A 13,701-nucleotide genomic window follows, 5' to 3' on the forward strand; every position below is an offset into this window, starting at 1 on the left:
AGGAGGGCATGCTGAAGGTGAGCGCAGCATGACCGACTGCACCGAACGTCGCCTACCGTTCGTCGTCCGCGGCCTTGCCGGTGAGGGCCAGGAGGGCATGCTGAAGGTGAGCGCAGCATGACCGACTGCACCGAACGTCGCCTACCGTTCGTTGCCCGCGGCCTTGCCGGTGAGGGCCAGGAGGGCATGCTGAAGGTGAGACGAGCATGACGCTCTTCGAGGTGTGGGTGCCGGAGAAGTCCGTCAGGCTGCGGGTCGACGGGACGGACCACGAGATGGAACGCGGCGCGGACGGCTGGTGGCGGCGGGAGGTGCCCGACGCCGGACCGGGCACGGACTACGCGTACCTGCTGCCGGATCACGACGCCCCGCTGCCCGACCCCCGCTCGGCGTGGCAGCCCGCGGGCGTGCACGGCCCTAGCCGGGTGTACGACCATGCGGCGTTCGCCTGGACGGACGGCTCCTGGACCGGTCGGCAGCTCCCCGGTGCGGTCCTCTACGAGCTGCACGTGGGCACCTTCACCCCGGCGGGCACCTTCGACGCGGCGATCGAGCGGCTGGACCACCTTGTCGAGCTCGGTGTCGACCTGGTCGAGCTGCTGCCGGTGAACTCCTTCAACGGCGAGTACAACTGGGGCTACGACGGGGTCTGCTGGTTCGCCCCGCACGAGGCGTACGGCGGCCCGGACGGGCTCAAGCGGTTCGTCGACGCCGCCCACCGCAAGGGCCTCGGCGTGGTGCTCGACGTCGTGTACAACCACTTCGGCCCGAGCGGGGCGTACGCGCCGATGTTCGCGCCGTACCTGAGCGCGGCCGGGACCAATCCGTGGGGCGACTCGGTCAACCTGGACGGCCCGCTGTCGGAGGAGGTCCGCCGCTACATCATCGACAGCGTGCTGGGCTGGCTGCGCGACTACCACGTCGACGGGCTGCGGCTCGACGCCGTGCACGCGCTGACCGACCACAACGCGACGCACCTGCTGGAGCAGCTGGCGGTCGAGGTGGAGAGCCTGTCCACCCACCTGAACCGGCCGCTGTCGCTGATCGCCGAGTCGGACCTCAACGACCCGAAGCTGATCACCAGCCGGGAGGCGCACGGCTACGGGCTGCAGGCCCAGTGGGACGACGACGTGCACCACGTGCTGCACACGATGCTCACCGGCGAGCGGCAGGGCTACTACGGCGACTTCGGCTCGCTGGAGAGCCTGGAGACGGTGCTGACCGGCGCCTTCTTCCACGCCGGCACGTGGTCGAGCTTCCGCCGGCGCCGGCACGGGCGTCCGGTCGACCGCGCCCGCATGCCCGGGCACCGGTTCGTCGCGTACCTGCAGAACCATGACCAGATCGGCAACCGGGCGACCGGCGACCGGCTGTCGGCGACCCTGTCGCCGGGCCGGCTGAAGATCGGCGCCACCCTGCTGTTCACCTCGCCGTTCACGCCGATGCTGTTCATGGGCGAGGAGTGGGCGGCCAGCAACCCGTGGCAGTTCTTCACCAGCCACCCCGAGCCCGAGCTGGCCGCCGCCGTGCAGAACGGCCGGCGGCGCGAGTTCGCCTCGCACGGCTGGGCCGAGGCCGACGTGCCGGACCCGCAGGACCCGGCGACGTTCCAGCGCTCCAAGCTGGACTGGGACGAGCGGGAGAAGCCCGGCCACGCCGAGATGCTGGCGTTCCACCGGCGGCTGATCGCGCTGCGCCGCAGCCACCCGGACCTGTCCGACCCGCGGCTGGACCGGGTTGACGTCCGGCACGGCGACCAGCACGTGGTGCTGCGCCGCGGCGGCTGCGCGGTCGCGGTGAACCTCGCGCCGGTGCCCCAGACGATCAGCCTGCGGGCGGTGCCGCGCAGCGTGCTGCTGGCCACCGAGCCGGGTGTGGTGCTGCAACGCGACCGGGTCGAGCTGCCGCCGGAGACCGCCGTGGTGGTTGCCTTCCGCTGACCGCCCGGGCGGTCAGCGGTGCAGGTCGGTCCGGGCCACGGCCGCCGGGTTCGCCGTCGCCGGCCGGGCGCCGCGCCAGCGCTGGCTGAGCCGGTAGGCGGGCGCCCGGCTGCCGTGCACGAGCCCGGTCGGGTGGAGATCCGCCGGCACGTTGCGGACCGGGTCGAACGCCAGCGCCGCGTCCTGGGCGGGGGACAGGACCGCGCCGAAGCGCAGCCGGCCGACGGCCTCGACCGCGGCGCCGTCCGCCAGCGTCAGCAGCAGCCCGGCGCCGTCGTGCCGGGCCGCGGTGACCACCGATTCGAGGGTACGGCCGAGCGGCCGGCCGTCCGGGTCCGCGTGCACGCCCAGGTGGAACGTGCGGCCGGAGCCCGACCGGTACGGCAGGATCGAGCCGTACGTGGTGTCGAAACCGCGCCGGGGCACCGGCACGTGACGCAGCACCCGCCCCGCCCCGGCCGTGGAGAACAGCAGGTCGTGCCGGCGCCCCGCCACCGGGCCGTGCACCCGGACGGCGACGCCCAGGATGTCCGGGAACCCCGGCCGGGTTCCGACGCCCTTGGAGATCCGCAGCGTCACCGGGTGCCGGCCGGGCCGGTCGATCAGCTCCGCGCCGGTCGGCTCGAGCGTGCCCCAGACCTCCAGGTCACCGGTGAACGAGCGGCCGTCGGGGTGCAGGAAACGGCGGTACCGGGAGCGCGCGGCCCGCACCGCCACGGCCGCGCCGAGGGCGGCCGCCGCCAGGGTGGGAGCGAGCTTCATCCCGCCCTGGTACCCCGAACCGGTGGTGCCTATGCGAGGTTGTCGCACCGGTGCGCCACCATGGTCGCCATGGTGGGGAGCAAGCGCCGCAAGCGCAAGGACAAGTGGTACGACGGCTGCGACTGCGGCTGCGAGGTCTGCGACATCTTTTCGCTGAGCGCGCTGCTGCTGGCGCTGGCCCGGGTGGGCGGCTCGCGCACCGACGCCGCCGTCACCGGCGCCATCCGCGGCTACCGCAAGGTCTCGCCGCGCCTGCCCACCCGCTGCCGCTACACCCCCTCGTGCAGCGCCTACGGGCTGGCGGCGGTCCAGCGCTACGGCACCCGCAAGGGGCTGCGGCTGACCGCCGGCCGGCTGCGGCGCTGCCGGCCCGGCGTCGCATACGGGACCGCGGACCCCGTTCCGTGACCTTGGTCGGGCACGATGGTCGATCCGGTGCGGTGACGGGAGAGCAGTGTCGACGATGGACGAGGACAGCGGCGGCGCGCCGGTGCGCAAGGTGGTCGTGCACCGGCGGGTGCCCACCCAGCGCCGCCCGCGCCGGGCCCGGGCCCAGCGCGCGCTCACCGGGCTGCGGCGCACCTTCGCCCAGCCCGACTTCGCCCGGGCCGATCAGCTGGCGCGCAGCTGGGGCGGCTCGCTCGCGCCGTGGCGGCTGGTCGCGGTCGGCACGATCATCATCCTGGTGCTGGCCTTCTCCTGGGTCCGGCTGTTCCACATCGGCCCGCCCTCGATCGAGGACCTGCGCCGCGCGGCCGGCGTCGATGAGTGGAAGACGCTGCCCATCGGCGTCAAGGACGACCAGCCCGGCATCGCCGAGCGCGACCCCGAGGACGGCAGCTGGCGCGGCTTCGACATCGACATCGCGTACATGATCGCCGAGGATCTCGGCTTCCGCCGCGAGGAGGTGCGGTTCTACGGCATCGAGAGCGAGGACCGGGCCCGGCTGGAGGCCACCGACCTGGCCGGCGAGCCGGTGCCGGTCAAGATGGTGATCGCCAGCTACAGCATCACCGAGGCACGCGAGCGCGAGCCGAACGTCATGTTCACCCAGTCGTATCTGCACACCGAGCAGTCGGTGATCACCCTGAAGGGCCACGCCAAGGTGGCCAGCCTGGAGGAGTTCAAAGGCAAGAATGTCTGCTCGCTGTCCAGTTCGACCAGTGCTGACGCCGCCCGGAGCTCCGGCGCCGTCCTGACCCGGCGCAACCGCGTCTCCGAGTGCTTCGACCTGCTGGACACCGACCGGGTTCACGCGATCACCACCGACGCCGTGATCCTCGGCGGCTTCAAGGCCAAGCACCCGGCCAAGTACGACCACTGGGACCTGGGCCTGGACAAGACCGAGGCGTGGGGGGTCAGCGTCGGCGCCAACCAGGCCCTGCGCGACCTGGTGAACGTCACGCTCTACCGCTCGTTCGAGGATCCGAAGGACGCGCGCTGGGAGCAGGCGTACGAGCGGAACATCCTGCCCGAGACGGTGCAGAACAAGACCGGTGACGGCAAGCTGGTGCCGCTGTCCCGGCCGCAGCAGCCCGACACCGTCCGGCCCCGGGTGCGCGAGCTGCCCTGGGAGGAGGTGGTCCCGTGACGGTGGCGCCGTACCCCCGGCCGGCCCGCCGGGTGCGCCGCAGCCAGCTCAACTGGGTGCTCACCGCGCTGCCGGCGTTCCCGCTGGTGCTGCTCGTGCTCCGGCTCTGGTACCTGAGCCGGCAGGACCTGCCGACGATGCTGCTGCTGGTGCAGTACATCAGCCCGCTCGGCATGATCAGCGCGCTGATCATCACGCTGATCTGGACCGTGCCGGCCGTCGTGCTGGTGCTGCGGGCGCTCGGCGGCCTGCTGCTGATCAGCTCGCCCGACCCGGAGGAGGCCGCCCGGCGCTCGCTGCTCGCGCTGACCGCGCTGCGCATGCCGGACTGGGTGGTGGGCGTCGCCGTGGCGCTGGCCGGCTTCACCTGGCAGCTGCGCCTGCTGCCCACGCTGCTCATGCTCGTCGCCGTCATCCTCGCGCTGACCGCGGTGCAGCGGTATCCCGGCGAGCGCCGGATGCTGGTCGTGGTGACGCTGGTGGTGCCGATCGTGCTCGGCCTGGTGGTGCTGCTCTGGGTGTGGCCCGGCATCCGGATGTCGCTGGCCGCCGGCGAGTACGGCACGGCCGTGCTGCTGACCGCGCCCGCGCTGCTCGGCTGGCTGCTCACCGGCCCGGTGCCGGCCCGCGCGGCCCGGCTGGCCACGCACTGGCCCGCGGTGGCGGCGGTCATCCTCGCCCCGTTCGTGATCGGGGTGGTCTTCCTGCGCGCGCCGGTGCTGCCCAACAGCGCGGTTGAGGTCGGCGACGGCCGGGAGCCGGTCCGGGTGCTCCGCGGGCAGCTGATCACGGTCGACGACACCGCCACCACACTCCTGCAGCGCGGCGGCGAGGTGGTGTTCATCCCCAACGACCGGGTGCGGTCCAAGACCCTGTGCCCGGAGCCGATCCGCACCCAGAAAAGCCGGATCACGGTACGCGGCTGGCCGATCGACGAGTCCGCGCTGGAATGGGTCGCGCCCGTCCGGCAGGTCACCGAGGTCGACCCGCGCTGCCTCGGCCGCCCCCTGCAACCCTGATGACCTCGGAATTTGCGCGGGTACGGACCGGTTGTCCCGGCGCGCCGCCGACCACGTGCAGACAGGCTGGACCGGACCTGGCAGGCTGCACGCCATGACCTTGCACCTGCGGTGGGCGGCCGTCACCGATAGAGGCCACGTCCGGAGCAACAACCAGGACGCTTACTACGCCGGTGACCGGCTGCTCGTCGTCGCGGACGGCATGGGCGGCATGGCCGCCGGTGACGTCGCGAGCCGCCTCGCCGTCGAGGCGATGACCTCCCTCGACGTCGCGATCGACAACGACAGCCAGATGGACGCGCTGCACAAGGCGCTCGAGGTGGCGAACGGCCGGATCGCCGAGACCGTCGCCACCGACGCCGCCCTGCAGGGCATGGGCACCACGCTGACCGCCGTGATCTTCTCCGGCGACCGGGCCGCGCTGGCCCACGTCGGCGACTCCCGGGCCTACCTGCTGCGCGACGGCCGGCTGAACCAGCTGACCAAGGACGACACGTACGTGCAGATGCTGGTCGACCAGGGTCTGATCCGGCCGGAGGAGGCGGGCAGCCATCCGCGCCGCGCGGTCGTCACCCAGGCGTTGCAGGGCGAGCCGGTCAGCCCCTCGTACGTCATCGTCGAGCCCGAGCCGGGCGACCGCTGGCTGCTGTGCAGCGACGGCCTCACCACCGTGGTCTCCGCGGAGCGGATCGAGGAGGAGCTGCTCGCCTGCGACGCGCCGCAGAGCTGCGCCGAGCGCCTGCTCGATCTCGCCCTGCAGGGCGGCGGACCGGACAACATCACGGTGATCGTCGCCGATCTGGTCACCGTCGCCTGAGCGGTGCGGTCCCGGCTCCGCCCGGACTTCTCGCAACGGCCCGGGGCTGCGGTACCTTACTCCGGTCGCGGGGGCCTGCCGCGGCTCGGCTGCGGGTGGTGATGACGACGGGACGGCTGTCGGCACAGTCAGCCGTGACGCTGGCGCTCGTCGCCGCCGTCACGGCGATCGGCACGTACGCGGTGCCCGCCGGAGCCGGCCAGCGCCTCTTCGCCGACGCGGCGCAGTTCGCCGCGGGCGCGACAGCCGCCCTGATCTGCCTCGCCACCGGCCGTGAGCGGACCGGCCCGCGGCGCCGGTGGCGGCTGCTGATCGGCACCGGGCTGGCCGGTTTCGCCGCGGTCCGGCTCTGGTGGATCGTCGCCGACATCCTGGACCCCGCCCGCCCGGTGGCCGGCCGGCTCGGCGACGTGGGCTTCCTGGTGCTGCCGGTCTTCGCGGCGCTGGCCCTGATCGCCGGCTCGATGGCGCTGCCCCGGCCGGTCCAGGCCTCGCTGCGCCGCGACCGGGTGGTGCTGGTCATCGACAGCGTGTTGATCACCGGCTCGCTGCTGGCGCTGGCCTGGTCGGCGCTGCCCGGCCGGCTGTTCGACGAGGGGGGCGAGAAACCCTGGGTGGTCGGGTTCGCGGCGGCGTACCCGGTGGCGGACCTGCTCATCGCCGTCATGGTCCTGCTGCTGCTGGCGACCCGGCCGGCCTCGCGCGCGGCCCGGGTGCCGCTGCGGCTCACCGCGCTGGCGATGCTGGCCCTGGGCGTCTCCGACACGCTGCGGCTGCTGCACCTGAGCAGCGGGGGGCTCACGCCGGTCGAGTCGGCGGGCTACCTGCTCGGGCCGGCGCTGCTCGGCCTGGCGGCGATCAGCAACCCCGGCCTGGGCGACCCGCGGATCGCGGAACGGGCCGAGGCGGACTGGCTGCACCTGCTGCTGCCGTACGTGCCGGTGGTGGCGACCGGCGTGGTGATCGCGGTGCGCACCGGGGCGGGCGGGCAGCTCACCTCGTACGAGGCGTACCTGGGCTGGCTGGGGCTCGGGCTGGTGGTGGCCCGGCAGATGTTCACCATCGTCGACAACACGGTGCTGCTGGCCCGCGTCTCCGAGGGACAGCAGCGGCTGCACCATCAGGCGTACCACGATCCGCTGACCGGCCTGGCCAACCGGGCGCTGTTCCGCGAGCGGCTGGTGCTGGCGCTGGACGCGTACCGGCATCGCGGCGTGCCGGTGGCGCTGCTCTTCGCCGACCTGGACGACTTCAAGCTGATCAACGACAGCTTCGGGCACGCCATGGGCGACCGGGTGCTGCGCGCGATCGGCGACCGGCTGGTCGCCGCCGCCGGCCCCGGCGCGCTGGTGGCCCGCCTCGGCGGCGACGAGTTCGCGGTCCTGCTCGAGCACCGGACGGCCGACGCCGAGCCGGCCGGCAACCGCATCCTGGCGGCGCTGCGCGAACCGTTCGTGATCGACGACCACACGGTCGGCGTGAGCGCCAGCCTCGGCCTGGTCCTGCCGGAGCCGGGCGACGCCGACCTGTCCGCGGACGCCCTGCTGCGCCGCGCCGACGCGGCGATGTACGTGAGCAAACGTCGCGGCAAGAACGCGCTGGTCCGCTATGCCGGCGGCGCGGACGGCGGCCCGAACGCGGACCTGCCGCACCTGCTGGCCCGGGCCCTGTCCGGCGCGCCCGCGGCGGCCGGCTTCGAGGTCTACTACCAGCCGATCGTCCGGCTCACCGACGGCGCGATCGTCGCGGTGGAGGCGCTGGCCCGCTGGACCGACCCGGTGGCCGGCCCGGTCGACCCGGACGTGTTCGTGACGGTCGCGGAACGCACCGGCCTGGTCGCGGCGATCGACGACTTCGTGCTCGACCGGGCCTGCGCGGACGCGTCGGCGCTGGCGAACACGTACGGCCGCCCGATCGACATGCACGTCAACGTCTCGGCGGCCCGGCTGGGCCAGCACGGCCTGGAGGAGGCGGTGGCGCAGGCGCTGGAGCGGCACAACGTCCGGCCGTCCCGGCTGGTCGTGGAGATCACCGAAACCCGCCGCATCCCGGACATGCCGCGAGCGATCGAGGTCGCCGAGCGGCTGCGCCGGCGCGGGGTACGCGTGGCCCTGGACGACTTCGGCAGCGGATACAACGCCCTGGCGCAGTTGCACTCGCTGCCGGTGGACATCGTGAAACTGGACTCGACCCTGACCGATGTGGACGTGTCACCGGAGCGGGCCGGGGCGCTGTGCCGATCCGTGCTGGCGATCTGCGCCGAGCTGGGGATCGCTGTGGTGGCCGAGGGGATTGAGACGCCGGCCCGGGCCCGGGCGCTGGCCGCGTTGGGCTGCCACCTCGGGCAGGGGTATCTGTTCGGCCAGCCGGGCCCGGTGCACCGGCTGGCGGCGACCATCCCCGCCCAGAGCGCGCCGCATCACCCCTCACACCTAGCCTCCTAGGATGCCGGCCGGGGGTGTGGGGGTCCGGCGGGTTTGATGCCGGCGGTCGGTCGCAGGTTCTGTGGCGCTGCGGCTCGCCTGCCGATCGCGGCAGATATCGGATAGCTCACCCGATTGAGCGAGCCTCGTCCACGAGTTTTGATGGCCGTCTGCCAGGTCGCAGGTCCGAGTGAGGAACTCGGTTGAGCTTGCAAGGCGCTCATGAACAGGACTCCTCCCCACGCCGGCCCGGCCATCCGCGGGATCCCCTGTCGAGCCTGACCAGCACCCACGGCCGTGCCGGCGGCTGCGGCTGCGGCTGCGCGAAACGGCGAGGGTTGACCGCCACGATCGTTCACCACACCACCGCCAGCGGATCTTGAAGAGCTAAAACGATCCAGCCGAACCACCACTCCGCAAGATCCACCAGTCACGCGCCTTTCCTCCTGACATGTCCCCCTTCGCACCACCAAACCCACCCGCAGCTCAACACCACCGATCAACACACCCGCGGAAACCCCACCCCGCAACTCAATCCTTCGCGTGTTGCAGCTCTAGCATGGCCACGGCGCCGCAATGCGCGAGGAGCCATCGCTTCGAGCAGATTCCAGCACACCCGAGGTCGGAAGACGGCCACCGCTGACAACGGCTGGAGCCAAGCCCGAAGATCGGTCACCTCATCGGATGGCTGCCGCCGTTCACCAGCCGGCCGCCGCCATCACCGTCCGCGCGACCTGGTGGACGGAGCCGGGTTCCCCGTCAACGACGACATCCTCGATCCGGACCCGCTCAAGGATGTCGTGCAGCTCGCCGGAGCGGGCGAGGTGCCAGCGCAGCCCGGCGGCGTCGTGCTCGTGGCGGCGGAGGAGCCGTTGCCGGATCGTCGGCAGCGCCACACGCAGCCGGCAGACGGCGAGCGGGACGCCCAGCGTGGCCTGGTAGGCGTCCCGTTCCGCTCGGCTCTCCAGCACGCCGGCCAGAACGAGCCGCAGGGCGCCCGCCTGGAGGTAGTTGGCCGCGACGGTCCGCAGGTTGCGCAGGGCCATGGCGCTGTTGAACGGGTCATCCGGCGGGCTGGGCCACGACCGGCGCAGCCAGTCGACGTCGAGAATCGCGTGCGGCACCGCGCCCCGGGTCAGAAGGTCACCGAGCGCGTCAGCGACGGAGGTCTTGCCGGCACCGACGGTGCCCGTGAGCAGCAGGGCCCGGGCGCCATCGGGTGTGCTCATGGGGTGCGGCGGTTCAGGCGGCGGGTCGGCTGGGCGGTGGTCGGGTCCTCCGGCCACGGGTGGCGGGGGTAGCGCCCGCGGAGTTCCGCCCGCACCTGCGGGTACCCCGTCGCCCAGAAGGACGCCAGATCTTGGGTCACCGCCACCGGGCGCCCCGCCGGGGAGAGCAGATGCAGCCGGACCGGGATGCGCCCGTCGGCCAGGCGGGGGGCGTCGCGCCAGCCGAACGCCTCCTGCACCTTCACCGCCAGCACCGGGGCCGCCGGGTCCGTGTAGTCGATGCGGACCTTCGAGCCGCTCGGCACCGGCAGGCGTTCCGGGGCGACCTCGTCCAGGCGGCCCGCCACCGACCAGGGGAGCAGCCGGCGCAGGGCGTTCGCGGTGTCGATCTTCGCCAGGTCCGCGCGGCGGCGTGCCTGGCCCAGCGGCAGCCAGTCCTCCAGTGTCGCCAGTAGGGACTCGTCGTCGACGGCCGGCCACGGGCCGCCCATCGCGGCGTGCGCGAACGCCAGGCGTGCCCGCAGCTCGGTGGCGGCTCGCGACCAGGTCAGCAGGCCCAGTCCCGCACGCCGCACGCCGTCGAGGAGGGCCGCCCGCAGCCGGGCCGGGTCCGGCTTGTCGAGGCGGTGCTCGACCAGGGTGATGGCGCCGAGTTTCTCCGTGCGGCGGGCGACCACGTCGCCGTCGAGCCAGCCGATCTCGGTGCCGGAGTGCAGCAGAGTGGCCGCGGCCTCGCGGGCGGTCGCCTCGTCGAGCGGGGCGGCGCTGCGGATGCGCGCGGTGCGGGCCCCCGGCGCCCGGTCCGCGTCCGCGATCGCCAGCCAGGTCGCGCCCGCCAGCCCGCTGCCGCCGGTCAGCTCCGCGGCGGTGCCGCCCGCCATGAGGTACGACCGGCCGCCCGGTTCCCGCACCTTGGCCACCCGCTCCGGGTACGCGAGCCCGACGATCAGCCCGGCGGCCAGGTCGTCCGGCAGCCACTCCGGTGCACCCTGCGGCCCGCGATCCCGGCCGCCACTCCGGGAAGTCTCCCGGCCCCCGCCGGCCCCCCGATCGCCGCAGCGTCCACCCTCCCCGCCGACCGTCCGGCCTCCTCCGCCGGTGCCGCCATCGGAGTCGCCGGAGTCGCCGGGGTCGCCGGAGCGGCCGGGGTCGCCGGAGCGGCCGGAGTCGCCGGAGCGGCCGGAGTCGCCGGGGCCGCGGTCGCCGGGGCCGCCAGCACCGGGGCCGCCGGAGCCGCGGTCGCCGGAGCCGCGGTCGCCGGGGCCGCCGGGGCCGCGGTCGCCGGGGTCGCGGTCGCCGGGGCCGCCAGCACCGGGGCCGCCGGAGCCGCGGTCGCCGGAGCCGCGGTCGCCGGGGCCGCGGTCGCCGGGGTCGCGGTCGAAGGGGTCGCGGTCGCCGGGGTCGGCGGAGCCGCGGTCGCCGGTGAGGGCGTATTCGGCAGCGGCGGTGGCGCCCTCACCCTCCTCGGCCGCCGGGTTCCGGGTGACGGCCGCGGTCAGCCGCCGGACCTCGGTGCGCCACCCCGGGTCCCGGTCGGCGCGGGCCCGCCGCCACGCCCCGGCCAGATCGTCGGCGGTCCGCTCGCCGTCCAGCAGCGCCACCACCTCGGCCGCCCGGCGCGAGCCGATGGTCCGGGCGCCGTCCAGCAGCGCCCGTGCCAGCCGGGGGTGCAGGCCCGCGTCGGCCAGCGCCCGGCCCCGAGCGGTGATCCGCCCGGCGGCGTCCGTCGCCCCCAGCGCCTGCAGGGTGCCGGTCGCCACCTGCATCGCGCCGGGTGGTGGTGCGTCCGGGAGGCTCAGGCCCGTACCGTCGGGGTGGCCCCATTGGGCCAGGTCCAGGGCGAAGCCGGTCAGGTCCGCCGCCGCGATCTCCGGTTCCGGCTGCGCCGGCAGGCGGTCGTGCTGGGCCTGGGACCAGCAGCGGTACACCCGGCCCGGCGCCTCACGCCCGGCCCGGCCGGCCCGCTGGGTTGCCGAAGCGCGGGAGACCGCGACCGTCACCAGGGCGCCCAGGCCCCGGCTGTGGTCCATCCGGGGGACCCGGCTCAGGCCCGCGTCGACCACCGACCGTACGCCGGGCACCGTCAGGCTGCTCTCCGCGACCGCCGTGGCCAGCACCACCCGGCGGGCCCGGCCGGGGCGCAGGGCCGCGTCCTGAGTGGAGCCGGACTGGCGGCCGTGCAGGGTGACGATCTCCGCGGGCGCGCCGCGGAGCCGGGTCGCCACCGTCTCGATCTCGCGGGCGCCCGGCAGGAACGCCAGCACGTCGCCGTCGCCCTCGGCCAGCGCCCGGCGGATCGTGGTGGCGACGTGGTCGAGCAGTTTCGGGTCCACCCGCAGGCCGAGCGGCGGCGCGACCGGGGCCGGCGGCGGCGACCAGTGCACCTCGACCGGGAACAGCGCCGCCTTCGCCTCCACCACCGGGGCGTCGCCCAGCACCTCGGCCAGGCGCTCGGACTCGGCGGTCGCGGAGGTGGCCAGCACCCGCAGGTCCGGGCGCAGGGCCGCGCGGACCTCGATCAGGAACGCCAGCGCCAGGTCCGAGTCCAGATGCCGTTCGTGGCACTCGTCGAGGATCACGACCGCGGTGCCCGCCAGTTCCGGGTCGCGGTGCAGCCGGCGTACCAGAACTCCGGTGGTCACCACCTCGACCCGGGTCCGGGCCGAGACGCGGCGGTCGCCGCGGACCGTGTAGCCCACCCGCTCGCCGACCTGCTCGCCGAGCAGGGCCGCCATCCGGCGGGCCGCCGCGCGGGCCGCGACCCGGCGGGGCTCGGCCACCACCACCTTCGCGTTAGGGGCGGCGCCGGCGAGGGCCAGCGGCACCAGCGTCGTCTTGCCCGTGCCCGGGGGCGCCACCAGCACCGCCGCGCCCGCGGTGGCCAGGGCGGCGGTGACCGCCGGGAGCACCGCGCGGATGGGCAGGTCGGGCAGGGCGTCCGCGGCGATCAGCACCGGACCAGTCTCGCGGTCACGTGTGCGGTGTGTTAAATCGGGGGGATCGGGTGCCGAATTCGCCGGCGGGCTGGTTGACTGTCCGTCTGCCGACAGGGGGTGACGGATGGACGGGGTCGAGGCCTTCAACTCCCTGCCCGCCGGCAAGCTCGAGGCGGAGCTGCTTGCTGTGTGCGCCGCTCCCGCCTGGGGGAGTGCGGTCGCCGCGCTCCGGCCGTACCGGTCAAGGGACGCCGTGCTGGCCGCGGCCGACGCGGCCGCACGCGGCTTGAGCTGGCCGGATGTCCTGCAGGGTCTGTCCGCGCACCCGCGGATCGGGGAGCGTGCGCAGGGCGACTCGCAGGAGGCCGCATGGTCGCGGCGCGAGCAGTCCACGGCCGCGAGCAGCGGCGACGACGACACCCGGGCCGCGCTGATCGCCGCGAACCACGCCTATGAGGACAAGTTCGGGCACGTGTTCCTGATCTTCGCGAGCGGCCGGACGCAGGAGGAGATCCTCGCGGCGGCGCGCGAGCGGATCGGCAACAACGAGGCGCTCGAGCGGGAGATCGTCGCCGGCGAGCTGCGCAAGATCGCCCTGCTGCGGCTGGAGAGGCTGCTTGATGCCCTCGACTGAAGGTACGGCGGCGACGTCGCACGCCAAGCTCTCCACGCACATCCTCGACACCGTCACCGGCGACCCGGCCCGCGACGTGTACGTGCGCCTGGAGCGCCGCGACTCCGCCGGCTGGCAGCTGATCGCCGAGGGGCGCACCGACGACGACGGCCGGCTGCGCCACGAGGTGCCGCTGCACGACTGGCAGGCCGGCGGCTACCGGTTCGTGTTCTACGTGGAGCCGTACCTGGGTGGCGGCGCCTTCTTCCCGGAGATCACGGTCGCGTTCCACGTGCACGACCCGGACCGGCACTACCACGTGCCGCTGCTGCTGAGCCGCTACGGCTACACCACTTACCGAGGGAGCTGAC

General features: G+C 74.3%; 11 protein-coding genes. 8 read left to right on the top strand and 3 right to left on the bottom strand.

Features of this window, described 5'->3' with window-relative positions; genetic code table 11:
* The first annotated feature begins 206 nt into the window (after positions 1–206).
* A complete protein-coding gene (gene treZ / locus ACIBQZ_RS23095) occupies positions 207–1,940 on the top strand; it encodes a malto-oligosyltrehalose trehalohydrolase (protein ID WP_396090819.1) in 1,734 nt (577 codons plus the stop codon).
* Between the two features lie 12 nt (positions 1,941–1,952).
* Here treZ and ACIBQZ_RS23100 read toward each other — a convergent pair whose 3' ends face one another.
* Entirely contained in the window at positions 1,953–2,702 is a 750-nt protein-coding gene (locus tag ACIBQZ_RS23100) for a hypothetical protein (protein WP_396090820.1), read from the bottom strand.
* Between the two features lie 69 nt (positions 2,703–2,771).
* Here ACIBQZ_RS23100 and yidD point away from each other — a divergent pair, with 69 nt between their 5' ends.
* From yidD to ACIBQZ_RS23125, 5 genes are all read left to right on the top strand, one after another.
* Positions 2,772–3,110, top strand: a complete 339-nt coding sequence (yidD, locus tag ACIBQZ_RS23105; protein WP_396090821.1) for a membrane protein insertion efficiency factor YidD — start codon at positions 2,772–2,774, stop codon at positions 3,108–3,110.
* A gap of 55 nt (positions 3,111–3,165) precedes the next feature.
* Entirely contained in the window at positions 3,166–4,293 is a 1,128-nt protein-coding gene (locus ACIBQZ_RS23110; RefSeq protein WP_396090822.1) for a transporter substrate-binding domain-containing protein, read from the top strand.
* The gene (locus ACIBQZ_RS23115) at positions 4,290–5,312 is read left to right on the top strand and encodes a hypothetical protein (protein ID WP_396090823.1); all 1,023 of its coding nucleotides are present in this window, start codon (positions 4,290–4,292) and stop codon (positions 5,310–5,312) included. Before ACIBQZ_RS23110 ends, ACIBQZ_RS23115 begins: the two co-directional genes overlap by 4 nt.
* A gap of 94 nt (positions 5,313–5,406) precedes the next feature.
* Complete coding sequence (locus ACIBQZ_RS23120) at positions 5,407–6,129, top strand: PP2C family protein-serine/threonine phosphatase (RefSeq protein WP_396090824.1); 723 nt, start codon at positions 5,407–5,409, stop codon at positions 6,127–6,129.
* A gap of 134 nt (positions 6,130–6,263) precedes the next feature.
* On the top strand, positions 6,264–8,573 hold the full coding sequence (locus ACIBQZ_RS23125) for a putative bifunctional diguanylate cyclase/phosphodiesterase (RefSeq protein WP_396090825.1): 2,310 nt from the start codon (positions 6,264–6,266) through the stop codon (positions 8,571–8,573).
* A 677-nt stretch (positions 8,574–9,250) separates the two neighbouring features.
* On the opposite strand, the gene ACIBQZ_RS23130 is transcribed toward ACIBQZ_RS23125, so the two are convergent.
* Positions 9,251–9,781, bottom strand: a complete 531-nt coding sequence (locus tag ACIBQZ_RS23130; protein WP_396090826.1) for an adenylyl-sulfate kinase — start codon at positions 9,779–9,781, stop codon at positions 9,251–9,253.
* A complete protein-coding gene (locus ACIBQZ_RS23135) occupies positions 9,778–12,735 on the bottom strand; it encodes an ATP-dependent RNA helicase (RefSeq protein WP_396090827.1) in 2,958 nt (985 codons plus the stop codon). Before ACIBQZ_RS23135 ends, ACIBQZ_RS23130 begins: the two co-directional genes overlap by 4 nt.
* A gap of 106 nt (positions 12,736–12,841) precedes the next feature.
* Here ACIBQZ_RS23135 and uraD point away from each other — a divergent pair, with 106 nt between their 5' ends.
* Entirely contained in the window at positions 12,842–13,351 is a 510-nt protein-coding gene (gene uraD, locus ACIBQZ_RS23140; protein WP_396090828.1) for a 2-oxo-4-hydroxy-4-carboxy-5-ureidoimidazoline decarboxylase, read from the top strand.
* Positions 13,338–13,700, top strand: a complete 363-nt coding sequence (gene uraH / locus ACIBQZ_RS23145) for a hydroxyisourate hydrolase (RefSeq protein WP_396090829.1) — start codon at positions 13,338–13,340, stop codon at positions 13,698–13,700. Before uraD ends, uraH begins: the two co-directional genes overlap by 14 nt.
* Position 13,701 lies beyond the last annotated feature (1 nt).

It is taken from the genome of Actinoplanes sp. NPDC049599 (genome assembly GCF_044465625.1).
GTDB lineage: Bacteria > Actinomycetota > Actinomycetes > Mycobacteriales > Micromonosporaceae > Actinoplanes.

What these genes read in the sequence shown, in the direction of transcription:
- ACIBQZ_RS23100 (WP_396090820.1), bottom strand. Translation starts at nt 2,702, where the DNA reads ATGAAGCTCGCTCCCACCCTGGCGGCGGCCGCCCTCGGCGCGGCCGTG.
- uraH (WP_396090829.1), top strand. Translation starts at nt 13,338, where the DNA reads ATGCCCTCGACTGAAGGTACGGCGGCGACGTCGCACGCCAAGCTCTCC.
- treZ (WP_396090819.1), top strand. Translation starts at nt 207, where the DNA reads ATGACGCTCTTCGAGGTGTGGGTGCCGGAGAAGTCCGTCAGGCTGCGG.
- ACIBQZ_RS23120 (WP_396090824.1), top strand. Translation starts at nt 5,407, where the DNA reads ATGACCTTGCACCTGCGGTGGGCGGCCGTCACCGATAGAGGCCACGTC.
- ACIBQZ_RS23110 (WP_396090822.1), top strand. Translation starts at nt 3,166, where the DNA reads ATGGACGAGGACAGCGGCGGCGCGCCGGTGCGCAAGGTGGTCGTGCAC.
- yidD (WP_396090821.1), top strand. Translation starts at nt 2,772, where the DNA reads ATGGTGGGGAGCAAGCGCCGCAAGCGCAAGGACAAGTGGTACGACGGC.
- ACIBQZ_RS23130 (WP_396090826.1), bottom strand. Translation starts at nt 9,781, where the DNA reads ATGAGCACACCCGATGGCGCCCGGGCCCTGCTGCTCACGGGCACCGTC.
- uraD (WP_396090828.1), top strand. Translation starts at nt 12,842, where the DNA reads ATGGACGGGGTCGAGGCCTTCAACTCCCTGCCCGCCGGCAAGCTCGAG.